A 20,026-nucleotide genomic window follows, 5' to 3' on the forward strand; every position below is an offset into this window, starting at 1 on the left:
TGCTTTATTGACTTTGCGACAGCTCGCTGATATCGGCTGAACAGATATCGACTTTTGTTTGAATTTTATGAAATAGGGAATCTCGCCCCATCAGCGAAGTTGCGATAAGATCTCTTCGTTGTGCTGGCCGACAGCGGGAATCGCATTGGGCACAGACGGCACCGGAGTGGCCGAAAAGCGCGGTGCGGCGTTCGCTTGCAAAATGCCGTCATTGGCATAGGTGCCCCGCGCCTGCAAATGCGGATGGCGTGCAGCTTCGGAGGGCGCCAGCACTGGTGCGAAACAGGCATCGCTGCCCTCCAGCAAGGCACACCATTCGTCGCGCGTGCGCATCGCAAACAACTCCGCGAACGCCGCCCGCTGCAGCGGCCATTGGCCCGCTGCGTGTTGGGACGCAAAGCGGCGGTCGCCGGCCAATCCCAGCTTTTCCAGCAGCAGCTTGTAGAACTTGCCCTCCAGCGCACCAACCGTGATATCGCGGCCGTCCTTGCAGCGATAGGTATTGAACCAATGCGGGCCATCCAGCACGGAAGTGCCGCGCTGTTCACGCATCAGGCCAACCGCCGACAGGTCGAGCAACAGGTTCATCATGTGCGCCGAACCATCGACGATGGCGGCATCGATCACCTGCCCCTTGCCGCCACCGCGTGCGTGCAGGATGGAGGAGACCAGCCCTAACGCGAGATACAGCGCGCCGCCGCCAAGGTCGCCCACCAGCGTTGGCGGCGTCACCGGCGGCGTATCGCCCGCACCTGCGTAATGCAGCGCGCCGGACAGTGCGATGTAGTTGTTGTCATGCCCGGCCGCCTGCGCCAGCGGGCCGTCCTGGCCCCAGCCGGTCATGCGGCCGTAAGCGAGGCGCGGGTTGCGCCCCAGGCAGATTTCGGGCCCAAGGCCAAGACGCTCCATGGCGCCAGGCCGCATGCCCTCGATCAGGCCATCGGCATCCTCGATCAGTTTCAGCACGGTGTCGATAGCGCCGGGCTCCTTGAGGTCCAGCGCAAGCGAGCGCTTGCCACGGCGCAGGATGCCGGCAGTTGGAATCTCCGCCGCGCCGGGGCGCTCGACCACGATCACGTCCGCGCCCAGGTCCGCCAGCAGCATGCCGCAAAACGGACCTGGGCCGATGCCCGCAATCTCGATAATCCTGACTCCGGACAGCACGCCCATTTCAACGCTCCGCGTAGAAGGTAGCGCCGGTAGCGGCCATCGCCTTCAGTTGCGCGGGGGGCGCAAAGCGGTCACCGTGGGCGGCCGCCAGGCGTTCGCACTGCGCCACGAAGGCTGCCGAACCGGCATTGTCGATCATGCTCAATGGGCCGCCGCGGAACGGCGGGAAGCCCCACGCGAGGATAGCGCCCACATCCGCATCGCGCGCGGAACGCAGAACGCCTTCGTCCATGCAGCGTGCCGTTTCCACTGCCTGCACCACGGTCAGGCGTTCGACCACTGCGCTCACATCGGGTTGCGACGCAGCACGCGGGAACAACTCGGCCAGGCCGCTCCACAGCGACTTCCTGCCGCCTTCCGGATAATCGTAGAAGCCCTTGCCAGCCTTCTTGCCGATGCGGCCCAGTTCCACCATGCGCGCTGCGACTTCGTGACCCGGGCGCGCCTTGTGCGCCTCGCCCAGGTCCAGGCGGGTCTGGCGGTCGATCTTCCAGATCAATTCAGACGACACTTCATCCGTCAGCGCCAGCGGCCCGACTGGCATGCCAGCCTGCAGCCCAGCGTTTTCGATCAGCGCCGGCGCCACGCCCTCAGCCAGTAATGCCAGGCCTTCCAGCACATAGGTGGAAAACACGCGGCTGGTGTAGAAGCCGCGCGAATCGTTGACCACAATCGGCGTCATGCCCAGTGCACGCACCAGGTCCATCGAACGGGCCAGCGTCGCCTCGGAGGTCTGCTTGCCGACGATGATTTCGACGATCGCCATGCGGTCTACCGGCGAGAAGAAATGCAGGCCGATGAAATTGGCCGGGCGCGAACTCGCTTCCGCCAGGCCGGAGATCGGCAAGGTGGAGGTGTTGGACGCAAAAATCGCGTCGCTGCCGAGCACGGCCTCCGCACGGCGCGTCACGTCCGCCTTGATGCCACGATCCTCGAACACCGCCTCCACCACCAGGTCCGCGCCGGCCAGCAGCGCATAATCGGTAGCAGGCGTAATGCGCTCCAGAAGCGCCTCCGCCTTCTCAGCAGAGACCTGGCCGCGTTGCTGCTGCTTGGCGAGCAGCGTAGCGGAATACGACTTGCCTTTATCAGCAGCCTCTTGCACGGTATCGATCAACACCACTTCGATGCCCGCCTTCGCGGCCACATACGCAATACCGGCCCCCATCATGCCTGCGCCCAGCACGCCAATCTTGCTGTACTTCTGATGCGGCACGTCTTTCGGGCGCGACGCCAGCTTGTTCGCTTCATTCATGCTGAAGAACAGGGTGCGGATCATATTCTTCGCTTCCGGCGACAACACGGTCTGCACGAAATATCGCGCTTCCGTCATCAAGCCGGTATCGAGGTCCGTGATCAAGCCTTCGTATACGCACGACAGGATATTGCGCGGCGCCGGGTAGTTGCCATGGGTTTTGGCGCGCAGCATGGCGTTGGCGGCCATGAACACTTGCTGCACGGCGGGCGACGATACGGCGCCACCGGGGATCTTGAAGCCCTTGATATCCCACGGCTGCTGCGCGCCGCCAGCGGCGATAGCGCGTTCGAGCCAGCTGCGTGCGGCAGCCATTTCGCTGCCGGCAGGGACCACGTCATTCAGGATGCCCAACTCGCGTGCAGCAGCGGCGGTCAGGCGTTTTCCTTCCAACAGCAAAGGCAGCGATTTCTGGATGCCTACCAGGCGCGGCAAGCGCTGCGTGCCGCCACCACCCGGCAGCAGGCCAAGCGTCACTTCCGGCAAGCCAAAGCGCGCTTTCGGATTCTCGGCCGCCACGCGGTAATGCCCGCACAGCGCGACCTCCAGCCCGCCACCAAGCGTTGTGCCAGGCAGCGCCATGGCGACAGGCTTGCCACAGGTTTCCAGCTTGCGCAGCGCGCGATCCAGGCGCACCACGCGCTCGAACAAGGCCTCGGCAGTCTTGGCGGACAGGAGCCATTCCAGGTCACCGCCCGCAATGAAGTCGGGCTTGGAGGACGTCATCAGAACGCCTTTCACAGCGGCGTCGGAGACTACCCGGTCAGCCAACTCGCACAACGCAATGCAGCTTTCTTCGTTCAGCACATTCTGGCTGCGCCCAGGCATATTCCAGCTCAGGGTCGCGATGCCATGGGAATCCAGGCTGTAATCAATCATGGTCCGTCTCCCTCAAATGCGCTCGATGATAGTGGCAGTGCCCATGCCTGCGCCAACGCACAGCGTGGCCAGGCCGGTCTTCAGGTTGCGGCGTTCCAGCTCGTCCAGCAGGGTGCCGAGGATCATGGCGCCGGTCGCGCCCAACGGGTGGCCCATGGCGATGGCGCCGCCGTTCACGTTCATCTTCTCGTGCGGCACGTTCATCACTTCCATGAAGCGCAGCACTACGGAAGCGAAGGCTTCATTCAGCTCGTACAAATCAATGTCGGCAGCCTTCATGCCAGCGCGCTTCAGCGCTTTCTCCGCGGCGTAGCTAGGGCCAGTCAGCATGATGGAAGGTTCGCTGCCGATGGACGCGAAGGAACGGATGCGGGCGCGCGGCTTGAGCCCTGCCCGCTCACCGGCCTCGCGCGTACCGATCAGCACTGCCGCTGCGCCGTCCACGATGCCGGAACTATTGCCGGCGTGGTGTACGTGCTGCATCTGCTCGATCTGCGGATAGCGTTGGGTGATGACCGAGTCGAAACCGAAGTTTGCGCCCATTTCGGCAAACGACGCCTTCAGCGCGCCAAGCGATTCGACGGTAGTTTCAGGCCGGACCAACTCATCGCGCGCCAGCATGGTCAGGCCATTGCGGTCCACCACCGGCACCACGGAGCGCGCGAAGCGGCCTTCCTGCCAGGCGCGGTGGGCGCGCTGCTGCGACTCCACTGCAAACGCATCGACATCGCGACGGCTGTAGCCCCAGATGGTCGCAATCGCATCGGCCGAAATCCCCTGCGGCACAAAATAGGAATCGAAAGCGCTTTGGGGATCGACCGGCCATGCGCCGCCCGAGGAACCCATCGGCACACGCGACATCGCTTCCACGCCGCCGCCAACCACCATGTCGGATTGGCCGGACATCACCTGCGCTGCCGCCATATTGCAGGCCTCCAGGCCGGAGGCGCAGAAGCGGTTGATCTGTACGCCCGCAACCGATTCCGCATAGCCGGATGCCAGCGCCGCCACACGGCCAATGCAGGCGCCCTGCTCCCCGACCGGTTCCACGCAGCCCAGCACCACGTCGTCGATGATCGCGCTGTCGAAACTGTTGCGGCTGACCAGCGCACGCAGCGCAGTCTCCGCTAAACGCAACGGCGTTACACCGTGCAGCGAACCGTCCTTCTTGCCTTTGCCGCGCGGCGTGCGCACGGCGTCAAAGATATAAGCTTCCAAGCTGGTCTCCTTACAGCGTGCGGCTGATCAGTTCTTTCATGATTTCGTTAGTGCCGCCATACACGCGCTGCACGCGTGCGTCGGCCCAGGCGCGGGTGATCGGGTATTCCCACATATAACCATAGCCGCCATGAAGCTGCACGCACTTGTCCAGCACGCGGAATTGCATCTCGGTGGTCCAGTATTTGGCCATCGATGCTGTCGCGGCATCCAGCTTGTCTTCGATCAGCAGTTCCATGCAGCGGTCGACGAACACGCGGCACATCTGGACCTCGGTCTTGATCTCGGCCAGGGTGTGGGCGATGGTCTGGAACTCGGCGATCGGACGCTTGAAGGCCTTGCGGTCGCGCGTGTACTGCACCGTCCATTCCAGGCCGGATTCGGCTGCTTGCACGGCCATGATGGCGATCTGCATGCGCTCCCACGGCAGTTCCTGCATCAGGTACTTGAAGCCCGCGCCCTCTTCGCCCAGCAGGTTCTTGGCCGGCACGCGCACGTTTTCGAAGAACAGTTCCGAAGTATCCTGCGCCTTCATGCCGGCCTTCTTCAAGCGCTTGCCTTTGCTGAAGCCTTCCATCGAGGTGTCAACCACGAACAGGCTGATGCCCTTGGCGCCAGCAGCCGGATCGGTCTTCGCGACCACGATCACGCAGTCGGCATTCCAGCCGTTGGTGATGAAGGTCTTGGAACCGTTCATGATGTAATGATCGCCGTCGCGGATGGCGGTGGTGGCCACGCCTTGCAGGTCGGAGCCGGTGCCTGGCTCGGTCATCGCAATGGCACCGATCATTTCGCCGGTAGCCAGCTTCGGGATGTAATGCGATTTCAGGTACTCGCTGCCGTAGTGCAGGATGTAGGGCGCCACGATTTCCGAGTGCAGCATGAAGCCGGGGCCGGATGCGCCGATGCGTGCCTGCTCTTCGATCAGCACCATGCTGTAGCGGCGGTCGACGCCGACGCCGCCGTATTGCTCCGGCATGGTCGGGCAAAGGAAGCCTGCAGCACCGGCCTTCTGCCAGGCGTCGCGGTCCACATAGCCCTGCTCTTCCCAGCGCTCATGGTGCGGGGCGATCTCGGTTTCCATGAAGCGGCGCGCGGATTCGCGCAGCATGTCGTGTTCTTCGGTGAATAAGGTGCGAGGAATCATCAGGCAAGGTCTCCGTTGATGTTATAGGTCAGTTGACCGAAATAGTATCGGTCAGTTGACCTATTTGTCAATCGACGAGATAATTCGTGTTCTATGAAGAAAAAGTCAGACACGCCCCTGCAGGCAAAGGAATCCAACACCACGACCAAGGGCTTTGAGCGCGCCAGCGCCATCCTGGAGGCAGCACGGTTGTTGTTGGCGCACGACGGATATGCAGCGCTGGCCATGCGCAGCGTGGCGCAGCAGGTAGGCGTCAGCCTGTCGACGGTTCAGCACTACTACCCGAGCCGGGATGCCCTGATCGAAGCGCTGCTGGAGCAGACGTTTGCCCGCTACCAGGCCGGCATCGACGAACGCGTGGCCGCCGCAGGCACCGGCCCGCGCGTGGAGTTGTTCGAGTCGATCATCGATTACTTCCTGGCCGACCTGCGGGACCAGGTGTCGAGTGGCCTGTTCTTCGAGATCGCCGCCCTGGCGAACCGCCACCCCGTCGCCACCAAGCTGTTCGACACCATGATGACCCGCGCCCGCCGGACGCTGCGCAACCTGATCCACGAGATTGATCCAGCGCTGTCGATGCAGCAATGCGAAATCCGCGGCACGCTGATCGTGGCGCAGATGCTGGGCACCATGCTGTTCATCTCCGAAACCCGCCCGCAGCACAAGGAACTGGCAGACCTCGCACACGAGGCGACCATCGCCATCACCCGCATCGCTTTTGGGCGCTAATCTTTCTCTAGGGCCTCGAGAAGTCGCACCAGCGACTTCTCACTTCGTTGTAGGTCATTTGGGGAGGTAAATGATGTGTGCTTCTCCATTCGCTGCATCAACTGGACCAGTTGCCCATTTCTGGATCCAGGCTTGGGCGACCAGGCTTATGCACAGCGATTGTCAGGAGTCGCAAAAATGTACGACACACCATCGATACCTGCCCAGCCAGAATCTTTGGACTTCGCAATTGCATTGGCGAACACTTGTTCAACGCGGTTCGCGACATCCTGGCTCAAAGAAGCACGACGAACCTTTCCAACTATCCGGGGTTTAGTGAAATCCATGCGACCATTCTCCCCTTTGGGATAAGACTCGTACCAGAATGAGGTCGGGAATTCCACATGATAGATCTCATTCCCGACCAACCGAAGTCCGGATTCGGCTTCAAAAGATGGAACAGTAGTCAGGAGTAGCCGCGCCGGTTTAGCGACTGCATTGTCGATCACTCGCTTTACGGCAGCATGATACGGATCATTAAATCGATCTCGGCAGGGCTCGAGCGCTTCTTGCGCAGTAACGCGAACTCCGAAGGCGCATGCAAGAAAAACGAACAATACTCGCCTCATGTCCAATCTTTGACCTCACGGCTACAACGATCAGGCGACACCGGCCCGCTCCAGCATGGCGTGCAGCAGCACATTGCAGCCAGCTTCCAGATGCTCCTTCTTGGCGTCTTCGATTTCGTTGTGGCTGATGCCGTCCTTGCATGGGACGAAAATCATGCCGGCAGGAGCGACGCGGGCGGCATAGATGGCGTCGTGGCCGGCGCCAGACACCACGTCCATGGTGGAGTAGCCCAGCTTTTCCGTGGCCTTGCGCACCGCGCCAACGCAATCGGGATGGAACGGGCATGGCGGGTAATACGACACGCGCTCGATCTTCACTGGCAGCCCTGTTTCGGCGGAGGTCTTGTCAATGAAGGCCAGCATATCTTCATGCATCTTGTTCAGCAGTTCGTCGTTCACGTTACGCAGGTCGATGCTGAATTTGACCTGGCCCGGAATCACGTTGCGGCTATTCGGGAAGACCTGCATCATGCCGACCGTGCCGCGCCCATACGGCGGATAGCGATTGGCGATGGCGACGACTTCAGGGATGATCCGGGCTGCGACCTGCATCGCATCTTTGCGCAGATGCATAGGCGTGGGGCCGGCATGGGCCTCCATGCCTGTCACGGTGCAGTCGTACCATGAAAGACCCATCACGGCCGGGACTACGCCGATCACCTTGTCGGCATCTTCCAGCACAGGGCCCTGCTCGATATGCGTTTCGAAATAAGCGCCGATGGGATGCTGGCCGGGCACTTCATCGCCCTTGTAGCCAATGCGCTCCAGCTCCTCGCCGACCGTCTTGCCCTCGGTATCCTTGGCGGCATAAGCGTGTTCCAGCGTGAAGGCGCCGCAGAAGACGCCGGAGCCCATCATCACCGGAACAAAGCGCGAGCCCTCTTCATTGGTCCAGAACGCAACCTCGATCGGCGCGCGCGTCTTGATGCCTTTATCGTTCAAGGTGCGAACCACTTCCAGGCCAGCCAGTACGCCATAGTTGCCATCGAACTTACCGCCTGTCGGCTGGGTGTCGATATGGCTGCCCGTCATGATTGGCGGCAGCGTGTTGTCTTCGCCATCGCGGCGCATGAAGACATTGCCGATCTGGTCGACCGAGATCGACAATCCCGCGTCGCGCGCCCAACCTGTCACCAGGTCGCGGCCCTGCTTATCGAGGTCCGTCAGCGTCAGGCGTTTAACGCCGCCTTTTGGAGTGGCCCCGATCTTGGCCAGTTCCATCAGCGAATCCCACAGGCGGTCGCTGTTAATACGTAGATCGCTCATGATGCACTCCTTAGCGCGCCGTTACTGGCGCAAAGGCCGGACGGTCGATGTGGCGCCCGGCGCCTTCGACTGCCCGCAAATCGCCACGATGGAATACGACTTTGCCCGCCGCCACCGTGGTGCTCGGAATCCCTTTGACGGTACGTCCCTCGAAGACATTGAATCCGCCCTTTGCAAACTGGGTCTTGGCCGAAATCGTGCGGCTGCCTTCCGGGTCCCACACCACGATATCCGCATCCGAGCCGGCGGCAATCAGGCCCTTGCGTGGATAGATATTGAAGATCTGCGCAGCATTGGCGGACGTTACGCGCACAAATTCTGACGGCGTCAGTTTGCCGCTGTTGACGCCTTCATCCCAGATCACCGCCATGCGGTCTTCCACGCCACCGCAGCCGTTGGGGATTTTGGTGAAGTCATTGCGGCCAGCCGCCTTCTGCTCGGCGCAGAAAGTGCAGTGGTCGGTCGCCGTAGTATGCAGGTTACCGCCTTGCAGGCCTTGCCACAGCGCTTTCTGGTGCTCGCGGCTGCGGAACGGAGGACTCATGACGTGGCCCGCTGCGAAATCGAAATCAGGATGGTCGTACACGCTGTCGTCCACGATCAGGTGACCCGCCAGCGCCTCGCCGTAGACGCGCTGGCCGGCAGCGCGGGCACGGGTAATAGCGTCGAGCGACTCCTTGCAAGACACGTGCACGATATACAGCGGCGTATTCAGGACGTTGGCGATAGCGATGGCGCGGTTGGCCGCCTCCGCCTCCACGGCCGGAGGGCGCGACAGCGGATGCGCTTTCGGGCCAGTGATCCCCTGGCGCAGCAGGTCCTGCTGCAACTGGTACACCAGCTCTCCGTTCTCGGCATGCACCGTAGGAATCGCACCCAGCTCCAACGCGCGGCGGAAGCTTTTGACCAGCGTTTCGTCGTCCGCCATGATGGCGTTCTTGTACGCCATGAAGTGCTTGAAGCTGTTCACGCCATGGTTGCGCACCAGCGTTCCCATTTCCTCATGCACCTTGTCCGACCACCAGGTAATCGCCACGTGGAAGGTGTAGTCGCCAGCCGCCTTTTCCGCCCAGCCGCGCCATTGGTGATAGGCCTCGAGCAGCGGCTGCTGCGGGCTGGGGATGACAAAGTCGATGATGGTGGTATTGCCCCCCGCGAGTCCGGCAGAAGTGCCGGTGAAGAAGTCGTCCTGGGTGACGGTGCCCATGAAGGGCAGGTTCATATGGGTGTGCGGGTCTATCCCGCCCGGCATGACGTACTGGCCGCCGGCATCGATCACTTCCGCCCCGGCCGGCGCCGTCAGCGCAGGACCAACGGCGACGATCTTGTCGCCTTCACACAGCACATCGGCGCGGAAAGCCCTGTCCGCGTTCACTACAGTACCGCCACGTATCAATGTCGCCATTTAGGCCTTCTCCGCAAGTTGTGGCTGGACCGCGCGTGCCGCCCTGCCCTTCATCAGGATGCCGTACACCAGCGCCGCAATTGCGATGCCGACGAACCATGCATAGGTATATATCAGCTTGAAGCCGTCGCCGACGTCGCCGAACGAGGCCGGGAAGGCCGCATTCAGGAAGCCCGGCACATTTGGCGCCACACCAAACGCGAAAGCCAGCAGCGCCGCAGAGTTCCAGCCATTGGTATAGCTGTACTCACCGTTGTCGACATACAGTGCCCCGACATTCAGCTCCGTCTTGCGAATCAGGTAGTAGTCGACGATCAGCACGCCGGCGATTGGGCCAAGCAAAGCCGAATAGCCAATCAGCCAGGTGAAGATGTAGCCCTGCGTGGTCTCCAGCAGCTTCCAGGGCATCATCGCCAGCGCAATGCCGGCAGTGATGTAGCCGCCAGTGCGATAGGAAATATGCTTTGGCGCCAGCGCGGAGAAGTCATACGCCGGCCCGACCAGGTTGGCCGCCAGGTTGACCGAGATCGTGTCGATCAGCAGGATCACCAGTGCCACCAGCACGGCAACGCCGGTCATGCGGCTGGCCAGGTCGACCGGATCCCAGATCGCTTTGCCATACAGGACGACCGTAGCGGAGGTGACGATCACCGCCAGCGCCGCCAGCAAGCCCATAGGCACGGGCAGGCCAACCGACTGGCCCAGCACCTGGTCGCGCTGCGTTTTTGCAAAGCGGGTGAAGTCGGGGATATTCAACGCCAGCGTAGCCCAGAAGCCGATCATGGCCGTCAGCGAAGGCCAGAACGTCGGCCAGAATTGCCCCGCCTTCTTGCCGCCTTCGACGAACTGCGATGGCTGCTCCAGCAAGGTGCCGAAGCCACCCGCCTTCTGGTACACCCAGCCAAGCAGCACGAAGCAGATGATGATCTTCAACGGTGCGGTATAGGTTTCCAGTTTGCGGATCGCATCCATGCCATGCACGATGTACCAGAACTGGATCGCCCAGAACGCGATGAAGCAAAGCAGTTGCGCGCCATTGATCCCAAGGCCGCCGATCTTTGAACCGCCAATCTCGCCGCCCATCATCACGCCAAGCAACGTATAGATCATCTGCCCGCCGAACCAGGTCTGGATGCCGTACCAGCCGCAAGCCACGATGGCCCGCATCAGTGCCGGCAGCCGCGCTCCCGAAGTGCCGAACGAAGCGCGGGCCAGCACCGCATACGGAATGCCGTACTTGGTGCCCGCGTGCCCAATCAGCAGCATCGGCAGCAGCACAATGGTATTGGCGAGGAAAACAGTGAGGACCGCCTGTCCCGCCGACATGCCGCCTTCAATCAGGCTGGCTGCCAGCGTGTAGGCAGGGATGCACATGACCATCCCAACCCAGAGTGCAGCGAAGTGATACCAGCGCCAGGTGCGCTGCGATTCATTGGTCGGGGCCAGGTCTTCGTTCCACAACTGGGAATTGTCGCTCATGCAGTCTCCTTGATCTCGGCCCGCGGGTTGCGCGGGTCCTGTGTCCAGTTCATGTAAGGCTTGCCCGTGGGGACTGCGACCATCGTAATACAACCTTGCACCGGACAGGTAATTTCGCACAAGTTACAGCCAACGCATTCCTCCTCATTGACCTTGTACGTCCGTGTGCCGGTCGCTTCGTCGACCAGCTGGAAGATCGACTGGTGCGACGTGTCTTCGCAGGCCACATAGCAGCGGCCGCACTTGATACAGTCGTCCTGGCTGATATGCGCAATGGACTTGTAGTTCATGTCCAGGAATTTCCAGTCCGTGGTGTTGGCTACTGCTTTGCCCATGAAATCATCGAGCGTCTTGTAGCCTTTGCTGTCCATCCAGCGCTCCAGGCCGTCCTTCATCTCCTGCACGATGCGGAAGCCGTGCAGCATGGCCGCGGTACAAACCTGCACGCAACCAGCGCCCAGGGCGATGAATTCCGCCGCATCTTTCCAGTTGCCGATGCCGCCGATGCCGGAAATCGGCAGGCCGCGCGTTTCAGGATCGCGCGCAATCTCGGCCACCATGTTCAGCGCAATCGGCTTGACGGCCGGGCCGCAGTAGCCGCCGTGGGTGCTGGCGCCGCCGACATTGGGGAAGGCGACCATCTTGTCCAGGTCGAGGGACGTGATGGAGTTGATCGTATTGATCAGCGAAACAGCGTCGGCGCCGCCAGCCTTCGCAGCCCGCGCCGGGCGGCGAATGTCGGTAATGTTCGGCGTCAGCTTGACGATCACCGGCAGCCTGCTGTGCTTCTTGCACCACGCTGTCACCTGTTCCACATATTCCGGCACCTGGCCGACAGCGGAACCCATGCCGCGTTCCGGCATGCCGTGCGGGCAGCCGAAATTCAGCTCGATCCCATCGGCGCCGGTGGCTTCGACTTTCGGCAGGATGGCAGCCCAATAATGTTCTTCGCACGGCAGCATCAGCGAGACCACGATAGCGCGGTCCGGCCAGGCCTTTTTCACTTCAGTGATCTCTTGCAGGTTCAATTCCAGCGAACGGTCGGTAATCAGCTCGATGTTGTTGAAGCCCAGGACTTCGCGGTTCTTGCCGTAGATGGCGGAGTAGCGCGAAGACACATTCACGGCTGGCGGATCTTCGCCCAGCGTTTTCCAGACCACGCCACCCCACCCTGCTTCGAAGGCCCGGATCACGTTGTATGCCTTGTCGGTCGGCGGCGCGGAGGCGAGCCAGAATGGATTCGGCGCCTTGATGCCGCAGAAATTGACGCTCAGGTCGGCCATTATGCTGCCCCCTTCTTCGATTGGATGTCGGAATGGATCGCCATTGCGGCGCGCTTGCCATGCTCCACGGCTTGCACAGTCAGATCCTGGCCCAGCGAGACGCAGTCGCCGCCGGCATAAATGCCCGGCAGGATGGTGCGGAAGCTGTCGTCGACATGGATCTTGTCGCCATCGCGCTTCAGCATCGCGGCCAGCGGATCGGCCAATGCGGCCGTTTCCATCGCCTGGCCAATGGCCTTGAAGATCGCATCGGCCGGCAACTCGAAGGTGATGCCGGTGCCGATCATGCGCGATCCTTCCATCGCCGTGCGCTCGAAACGCATGCCGCGCACGCGGCCTGCTTCATCCAGCAACACCTGCTGCGGCTGCGCCCAGGTCTGCATGCGCACCTGGTTGGCCTTGGCAATGTCCTGCTCGTGGTGGGTCGCGCTCATCGCATCAAAGCCGCGGCGATAAACCATCGTCACCTCTTCCGCACCCAGGCGCTGGATCTGCACTGCCATGTCGATGGCGGTATTGCCGGCGCCAATCACGATGGCGCGGCGCGGCACCGGCAGCTTGGCCAGGTCGTCCGCCTGGCGCAGTTCGGCGATGTAATCCACTGCGGCCATCAGGCCCGGTGCATCTTCGCCGGTCAGGCCCAGTGCGCGGCTGGCCCCCAGGCCCAGGCCCAGGAATACCGCATCATACTGCGCGTGCAGCTCCTTCAGGTTCACGTTCACGCCCAGTTTCTGGCCGTGGCGCACTTCAATGCCGCCGATCCCCAACAGGAAGTCGACTTCCTTCTGTGCGAAGTTGTCGGTCAGTTTGTACTTCGCAATGCCGTATTCATTCAGGCCGCCGGATTTCTCATGCGCCTCGAAAATCACCACGTCATTGCCCAGCATGGCCAGGCGGTGGGCGCAGGACAGCCCCGCTGGCCCGGCACCGACCACCGCAACCTTCCTGCCGGTCGATGGTGCACGCTTGAACGGGTGGCCATCCAGGGTGGCGTTATCGAGCGCAAAGCGTTGCAGCAGGCCGATCTTGACCGGCTGGCCCTCAGCGTCGTGATTGCGCACGCAGGCGTCCTCACACAGGATTTCGGTGGGACAGACGCGCGAGCAGCTACCGCCCAGGATGTTCTGCTGCAGGATCGTCACGGCAGCGCCATTCACGTTCTTGTCGTGGATGTTGCGGATGAAGCTTGCCACATCGATGCCGGTCGGGCAGATGCGCGTGCACGGCGCGTCGTAGCAATACAGGCAACGCGCACTTTCAATAGCCGCCTGGCGCGCGTTCAAAGGCGGCGCCAGGTCGGTGAAATGACCGGCCAGCTCTTCGTTCGTGGCTTTAGGCTGCGGTATGTATTTGAGTGACTCGATCATTGGTTCCATCCTCACTTCATCTGTGGGAAAGCAAACTGCGCGCCAGCACTTGCAGTATTTGGCCAGCGCTCCATGACGGCCTTATGGCGGGTATAGAAACGCACACCCTCCGGACCATAGGCGTGGTGGTCGCCGAACAGGCTGCGCTTCCAGCCGCCAAAACTGTTAAAGGCCATCGGCACCGGCAGCGGCACGTTGACGCCCACCATGCCGACCTGGATCTGGCGCACGAATTCGCGCGCCACGCCGCCATCGCGCGTGAAGACTGCGACGCCGTTGCCATATTCATTTTTGTTGATCAGCTCCACCGCCGTTGCCACGTCCGGCAGACGTACCATGCACAGCACGGGGCCGAAGATTTCTTCCTTGTAGATCGTCATGTCCGGCGTCACGTGGTCAAAAAGCGTGCCGCCGATGAAGAAGCCGTTCGGGCGGTCGGCAACCTGGTAGTTGCGGCCATCGACCACCAGGGTGGCCCCCTGCTCCACGCCTTCGCCGATCAAGCGTTCGATGCGCTGCTTGGCAGCCGACGTCACCACCGGCCCCATCTCGGCGTCGGACGCCATGCCGTCGCGCACTTTCAGTGCAGCGGTGCGCGCTTTCAGTGCATCCAGCAGCTTGTCGCCGGCATCGCCGACCGCCGCCACCACCGAGATCGCCATGCAGCGCTCGCCCGCCGAACCGAAGGCGGCGCCCATCAGGGCGTCGACTGCCATGTCCATGTCGGCGTCCGGCATCACCACCATATGATTCTTGGCACCGCCCAATGCCTGCACGCGCTTGCCGTGCTGCGAGCCGCGCGAGTAGATATATTCGGCAATCGGCGTCGAGCCGACAAAGCTGACCGCCTGGACCACCGGGTGGTCGAGCAGCGCATCGACGGCCACTTTATCGCCCTGCACCACGTTAAACACGCCGTCAGGGAGACCTGCTTCCTTCAACAGCCGCGCATGCAGCAGGGATGGCGAAGGATCGCGCTCGGAAGGCTTGAGGATGAAGGTATTGCCGCAGGCGATAGCGATGGGGAACATCCACATCGGTACCATCACCGGGAAGTTGAATGGCGTGATGCCCGCCACCACCCCCAGCGGCATGCGCATCGACCACGCATCGATGCCGCGCGCAATCTGGTCGGTGTACTCGCCCTTCATCAGCTGCGGAATGCCGACCGCGAATTCCACCATCTCGATACCACGCGCCACTTCACCCTTGGCGTCCGCGAAGGTCTTGCCGTGTTCACGGGTCAGCATGGCGGCGAATTCCTCGGTGTGCTGGTGGCACAATTCGAGATATTTGAACAGCACGCGCGCACGGGTCAGCGGCGGCGTATTGGACCACGCCGGGAATGCCGCCTCCGCAGCGCGCACGGCGGCATCGACTTCTTCCGCTGTGCCGAGCGCCACGCGGGCAACCGGCTCGCCAAGCGCTGGATTGAAAACGTCGCCATAGCGCCCGCTGGCCGTATCGACCTTGGCGCCATTGATAAAGTGGGTGATGGTATCGAGATTGCTCATTTCAAGCCCTGAGGATTAAGCCAGCAGTGATTCCGCCGGCACATAGGTATAGCCAAGATCGTGCGCCACCGCTTCATAGGTGACGTGGCCCTGGCAGACGTTAAGCCCATTGCGCAGGTGCGGGTTGGCCTTCATGGCCTTGGCCCAGCCTTTGTCGGCCAGCGCGACGGCATGTCCGATGGTGGCGTTATTCAGCGCAAAGGTGGAAGTACGGGCAACCGCTCCCGGCATATTGGCGACGCAGTAATGCACTACGCCGTCCACCATGAAGGTAGGGTTCTCGTGCGTGGTGGCGTGCGAAGTCTCGAAGCAGCCGCCCTGGTCGATGGCTACGTCGACCACCACCGAGCCTTGCTTCATGCGCGACACCATGCTGCGCGTGACCAGCTTGGGCGCCGCAGCACCCGGCACCAGCACGCCGCCGATCACCAGGTCGGCATCGGTCACGGCATCGTCGATGGTATGGGCGTTGGAAAACATGGTCTGGATGCGGTTGCCGAATATCAGGTCAAGCTGGCGCAGGCGGTCGACGTTCTTGTCCAGCACCGTGACGCGGGCGCCCATGCCGACAGCAATCTGCAGCGCATTGGTACCGACCACGCCGGCACCGATAATCGCCACATGGCCCGGCGCCACGCCAGGCACCCCGCCCAGCAACAGGCCCATGCCGCCTTTGGATTTTTCAAGATGGGCAGCGCCAGCCTGGATGGACATGCGCCCTGCCACTTCACTCATCGGCGCCAGCAGCGGCAAGCCGCCGTTCGCGCCGGTGATGGTTTCATACGCAATGCAGACCGCGCCGGATTTCACCAGCGCCTTGGTCTGCTCCGGATCGGGAGCCAGGTGCAGGTAGGTGTATAGAATCTGGTTCTCGCGCAGCATCGCGCATTCTTGCGGCTGCGGCTCCTTCACTTTGACGATCATTTCGGCCTTGGCGAAGATTTCCTCCGCAGTCGGGATGATCGTGGCGCCGGAGCCCACATACATTTCGTCGGTCAGACCGATTGCAGCGCCCGCGTTGTGTTGCACCAGGACCTGGTGCCCGCGGAGTGTCAGTTCCTTTACGCTGGCCGGGGTAAGGCCAACGCGCGATTCCTGATTCTTGATTTCCTTCGGTACGCCTACCAACATGGTTCGTCTCCTCTAGTCTAGGTCCTTCAACACCTTTCCAAGCTTCCCGAACAATTCGTCGATGTGCTTCTTCTCAAAGGTGAGTGGTGGCGACAGCGCGATGATGTCGCCGGTGGTGCGGATCAGCAGCCCATCCGCGAAAGCTTTCTTGAACGCGGCGTAGGCACGCGCTCCGGGCGCACCAGCACGCGGCGCCAGCTCGATGCCGGCCACCAGGCCAATGGTGCGAATATCGATGACATGCGGCAGGCCTTTCAGCGAATGCACCGCATCTTCCCAGTACGGCTGGATTTCCTTGGCGTGGTCCAGCAGCTTCTGCTCCTTGAACACTTCCAGCGTAGCCAGCGAAGCGGCGCAGGCCACCGGATGGCCGGTGTATGTATAACCATGGAACAGTTCAATGCCGGCCGGCGCGTCCATGAAGGCGTCGTGGATGAACTTCTTGCTGAACACTGCGCCCATCGGAATGGTGCCGTTGGTCAGGCCCTTGGCCGTGGTCATCATGTCCGGCTCGACGTCGAAGTAGTCGGTCGCGAACGGCGTGGTCAGGCGGCCAAAGCCGGTGATCACTTCATCGAAGATCAGCAGGATGCCGTGCTTGGTGCACAGCTCGCGCAGGCGTTTCAGGTAACCTTTCGGCGGCACCAGCACGCCGGTGGAACCAGCCACCGGCTCCACGATCACGGCCGCAATCGTGGACGCGTCGTGCAGCGCGACGATGCGTTCCAGTTCATCGGCCAGGTGGGCGCCGTAATCCGGTTCGCCGCGTGTGAAGGCATTCTTTTCAAGGTTGTGCGTATGCGGCAGGTGGTCGACGCCTGGCAGCAGCGTGCCGTAAGGCTTGCGGTTGCCGGCGATGCCGCCGACCGAGATGCCGCCGAAGCCGACGCCGTGGTAGGCGCGCTCACGGCCGATCAGGCGGGTGCGGGAGGCTTCGCCGCGCGCCTTGTGATAGGCCAGCGCGATCTTCAGGGCGGTGTCCACCGCTTCGGAGCCGGAGTTGGTGTAGAACACGTGGCCGAAGCGATGGTTGGTATATTCCATCAGCTTATCGGCAAGGTCGAAGGCCGCCGGGTGGCCCATCTGGAAGGTCGGCGCGAAGTCGAGCTGGCCAACCATTTCGCTGACTGCGGCCACGATCTTCGGCTGGCGGTGCCCGCACGGTACGCACCACAAGCCTGCGGTGCCGTCCAGCACCTGGTTACCATCGACGTCCTTGTAATACACGCCTTCCGCCGAGACCAGCAAGCGCGGGTTCGCCTTGAAGTCGCGGTTGTTCGTGAACGGCATCCAGAAAGATGCCAGGGACTGCGGCCGGGCTTCATTCATTGCTATCTCCCTTGGTGGGTTTTTTACGATGCTCAAAAAACTTTACCAGTTGGCAAAATCATGATGCAATAATAGACAGCAAGTTAACTATGGCACATATACACACACGCGGAAACGTTCCAACCGTACAGGTAGCAAAAACAGTACAGTTTTAGAGGACCGAATGGACGACAGCGCAACTCCCAACTCCGCATGGCCCGTGCTTTCCATCGAGCGCGCGAAGAAGGGCAGCCTGGTTGAAAAGATCGTGGACGCCATCAGCGCGATGGTGGCAAGTCGCGAGCTGCGCGTGGGCACAAAGATGCCCTCAGTCAGGCAATTCGCGAAGTGTAATGGCATCAGCACCTTTACAGTTGTGGAGGCTTATGACCGCCTGGTGACCCTCGGACTGTTGTCATCACGCCGCGGTTCCGGCTATTTTGTTGCCCGTCACGACGCCCCCGCCCTGCTGCCGCCGGCGGCCATGTTCGCCACGCCGGCCGCCGTCGATGCCCTCACCCCCGAACTGTATTCCGGCGCATCCGAGGCGCTGCCGGTCGGCGCCGGCTGGTTGCCGCCCGAGTGGTATGGCGAAGACACCATCCTCGACGCTGTGCGGCACGCCATGCGCATCCCCGCCAACCGCCTGCGCGGCTATGGTCACCCGCTCGGCTTTCCGGGCCTGCGCCAGTACATGGCGTCCACGCTCAGCGACGAACTGTTCGCGCTGGAAGCCGAACAAATCCTGCTCACGCATGGCGCCACCCATGCCTTCGACCTGATCCTGCGCACGCTGACCAAGCCGGGCGACACGGTCTTCGTCGAAGACCCGGTGTACAGCAACCTGCTGTCGCTGATCCGCCACCACGGCTGCCATGCCATCGGCATTCCGCGCGACGAGCATGGCCTGGACATGGACTTCCTTGCAGCGCAGGCGCGCGAGACCCAGCCCAAGCTCATGTTCGTCAACACCGTGCTGCAAAACCCGCTCGGCACCAGCCTGACGCAAGCACAGGCGCATCGCCTGCTGGGCTTTGCCGAGCAGTTCGACTTCTGGCTGGTGGAGGACGACATCTACCGCGAGCTCACCGCGCGCGGCGAAGCTTCGCTGGCTGCGATGGATGGCTTGCGCCGCGTGATCCGCGTTGGCAGTTTTTCCAAGACCCTGTCGCCGGTACTGCGCGTCGGTTCGATCTGCGCCTCGGCTTCGCTGCTGCCGGAACTGGTGCGCGTGAAGATGCTGGCCGGCCTCACCACGTCGGAAGTGAACGAACGCGCCGCCTACCACGCCATCACCGCGCGGCCGTATAAGCGCATGGTGGAAAAGCTGGTGGCGCAACTGGCCGAAGGCCGCGAGCGCACCATCGACCTGCTTGCCCTGGCCGGCATGGTTCCAATCGCCAAGCCGCGCGGCGGCATGTTCGTCAGCGCCGGCTGGCAACAAGCGCCGTCGCAGGAATGCAACGGCAAGCAGCTGGCCGAACAGGCACTGAAGTCCGGCATCCTGCTTGCGCCGGGTGAATTTTTCCAATTGCGGCAACCGGCATCGATTTGGTTCCGCTTCAACGTCGCTTATTCGGACAGCCCACAACTGCGGAACTTCCTGCAGTCAATGAGGAGGGAATATGGGGTCAGCTAAATTGCGCCGCGTGATCAACCGCGACCGGCTGGAAGCCGATATCGCCGCGGAGGCGGTGCGCGTGTTCGCGGAATCGGGCTACGAAGGCGCTTCCGTCGCCACCATCGCGGAAAACGTCGGCTTGTCGAAGCAAAACCTGATGTACTACTTCCCCACCAAGCAGGCCCTCTACCAGCGCGTTTTGGACGACGTGCTGGATAACTGGCTGGAACGCATGGCCAACCTGGCCGAGCCCGAAGGTGAACCGGCCGAGGTGTTGCGCGCCTATATCCGTGCAAAGCTGGCCTTCTCGCGGGAGCACCCGCTGGCTTCGCGCGTTTACGCGATGGAGGTGATCAGCGGTGCGCCCATGTACGGCGAGCAGATTCGCGAACGCGTCGTGCCGCTGGTGCGCAAGGACATCGAAGTGTTCGAGCGCTGGATCGCCGAAGGCCGCATCGCCGCCGTCAACGCCACCCATCTCCTGTTCGCCATTTGGGCCATGACCCAGTCCTACGCCGACTTTGCAGCGCAGATGAAACTCGTCATGGGGCGTGAAGAGCTGCAGGCTTCCGACTTCGTCGCAGCCGAAGATACCATCATCAAACTGGTCGTCACCGCCCTCGCACCTTAATAGTGCATTTATTGC

The 20,026-nt window shown here is 62.1% G+C and carries 16 protein-coding genes; 3 read left to right on the forward strand and 13 right to left on the reverse strand.

Annotated elements, in window-relative coordinates; genetic code table 11:
- Nucleotides 1–90: 90 nt before the first annotated feature.
- Genes ASD58_RS14325 through ASD58_RS14340 form a run of 4 tightly spaced genes read right to left on the reverse strand, consistent with a single transcriptional unit; the run spans nt 91 to nt 5,669 of the window.
- The gene (locus tag ASD58_RS14325; protein WP_057261827.1) at nt 91–1,170 is read right to left on the reverse strand and encodes a CaiB/BaiF CoA-transferase family protein; all 1,080 of its coding nucleotides are present in this window, start codon (nt 1,168–1,170) and stop codon (nt 91–93) included.
- Between the two features lies 1 nt (nt 1,171).
- On the reverse strand, nt 1,172–3,304 hold the full coding sequence (locus tag ASD58_RS14330) for a 3-hydroxyacyl-CoA dehydrogenase NAD-binding domain-containing protein (protein WP_057261828.1): 2,133 nt from the start codon (nt 3,302–3,304) through the stop codon (nt 1,172–1,174).
- Between the two features lie 12 nt (nt 3,305–3,316).
- Nucleotides 3,317–4,522: an acetyl-CoA C-acetyltransferase gene (locus ASD58_RS14335; protein WP_057261829.1), complete on the reverse strand. Its 1,206-nt coding sequence runs from the start codon at nt 4,520–4,522 to the stop codon at nt 3,317–3,319.
- 10 nt (nt 4,523–4,532) lie between these two features.
- Nucleotides 4,533–5,669, reverse strand: a complete 1,137-nt coding sequence (locus ASD58_RS14340) for an acyl-CoA dehydrogenase family protein (protein ID WP_057261830.1) — start codon at nt 5,667–5,669, stop codon at nt 4,533–4,535.
- 93 nt (nt 5,670–5,762) lie between these two features.
- On the opposite strand from ASD58_RS14340, the gene ASD58_RS14345 reads away from it, so the two are divergent.
- Nucleotides 5,763–6,398, forward strand: a complete 636-nt coding sequence (locus tag ASD58_RS14345) for a TetR/AcrR family transcriptional regulator (protein WP_057261831.1) — start codon at nt 5,763–5,765, stop codon at nt 6,396–6,398.
- A gap of 146 nt (nt 6,399–6,544) precedes the next feature.
- Here ASD58_RS14345 and ASD58_RS31240 read toward each other — a convergent pair whose 3' ends face one another.
- From ASD58_RS31240 to ASD58_RS14385, 9 genes are read right to left on the reverse strand one after another with little or no spacing between them, the layout of a single operon-like run.
- Nucleotides 6,545–7,006: a hypothetical protein gene (locus tag ASD58_RS31240; RefSeq protein WP_156401279.1), complete on the reverse strand. Its 462-nt coding sequence runs from the start codon at nt 7,004–7,006 to the stop codon at nt 6,545–6,547.
- Nucleotides 7,007–7,036: 30 nt separating this feature from the next.
- A complete protein-coding gene (locus ASD58_RS14350) occupies nt 7,037–8,272 on the reverse strand; it encodes a Zn-dependent hydrolase (protein ID WP_057261832.1) in 1,236 nt (411 codons plus the stop codon).
- 10 nt (nt 8,273–8,282) lie between these two features.
- Nucleotides 8,283–9,677 (reverse strand): dihydropyrimidinase, encoded by a 1,395-nt coding sequence (hydA, locus tag ASD58_RS14355; RefSeq protein WP_057261833.1) that lies wholly within the window; start codon nt 9,675–9,677, stop codon nt 8,283–8,285.
- Nucleotides 9,678–11,156: an NCS1 family nucleobase:cation symporter-1 gene (locus tag ASD58_RS14360; protein WP_057261834.1), complete on the reverse strand. Its 1,479-nt coding sequence runs from the start codon at nt 11,154–11,156 to the stop codon at nt 9,678–9,680.
- Nucleotides 11,153–12,439, reverse strand: a complete 1,287-nt coding sequence (gene preA, locus ASD58_RS14365; RefSeq protein WP_057261835.1) for an NAD-dependent dihydropyrimidine dehydrogenase subunit PreA — start codon at nt 12,437–12,439, stop codon at nt 11,153–11,155. Before preA ends, ASD58_RS14360 begins: the two co-directional genes overlap by 4 nt.
- The gene (locus ASD58_RS14370; RefSeq protein ID WP_057262101.1) at nt 12,439–13,806 is read right to left on the reverse strand and encodes an NAD(P)-dependent oxidoreductase; all 1,368 of its coding nucleotides are present in this window, start codon (nt 13,804–13,806) and stop codon (nt 12,439–12,441) included. The genes preA and ASD58_RS14370 overlap by 1 nt, the downstream gene beginning before the upstream one ends.
- 11 nt (nt 13,807–13,817) lie before the next feature.
- The gene (locus ASD58_RS31245; RefSeq protein ID WP_057261836.1) at nt 13,818–15,320 is read right to left on the reverse strand and encodes a CoA-acylating methylmalonate-semialdehyde dehydrogenase; all 1,503 of its coding nucleotides are present in this window, start codon (nt 15,318–15,320) and stop codon (nt 13,818–13,820) included.
- Nucleotides 15,321–15,335: 15 nt separating this feature from the next.
- The gene (gene ald / locus ASD58_RS31250; protein ID WP_057261837.1) at nt 15,336–16,451 is read right to left on the reverse strand and encodes an alanine dehydrogenase; all 1,116 of its coding nucleotides are present in this window, start codon (nt 16,449–16,451) and stop codon (nt 15,336–15,338) included.
- A gap of 12 nt (nt 16,452–16,463) precedes the next feature.
- Entirely contained in the window at nt 16,464–17,780 is a 1,317-nt protein-coding gene (locus tag ASD58_RS14385) for an aspartate aminotransferase family protein (protein WP_057261838.1), read from the reverse strand.
- 163 nt (nt 17,781–17,943) lie between these two features.
- Here ASD58_RS14385 and ASD58_RS14390 point away from each other — a divergent pair, with 163 nt between their 5' ends.
- On the forward strand, nt 17,944–19,398 hold the full coding sequence (locus ASD58_RS14390; protein ID WP_057261839.1) for a PLP-dependent aminotransferase family protein: 1,455 nt from the start codon (nt 17,944–17,946) through the stop codon (nt 19,396–19,398).
- A complete protein-coding gene (locus ASD58_RS14395) occupies nt 19,385–20,011 on the forward strand; it encodes a TetR/AcrR family transcriptional regulator (protein ID WP_057261840.1) in 627 nt (208 codons plus the stop codon). Before ASD58_RS14390 ends, ASD58_RS14395 begins: the two co-directional genes overlap by 14 nt.
- Nucleotides 20,012–20,026: the final 15 nt, after the last annotated feature.

The sequence above is a fragment of the Duganella sp. Root1480D1 genome (genome assembly GCF_001427305.1).
Taxonomy (GTDB): Bacteria; Pseudomonadota; Gammaproteobacteria; order Burkholderiales; family Burkholderiaceae_D; genus Rugamonas.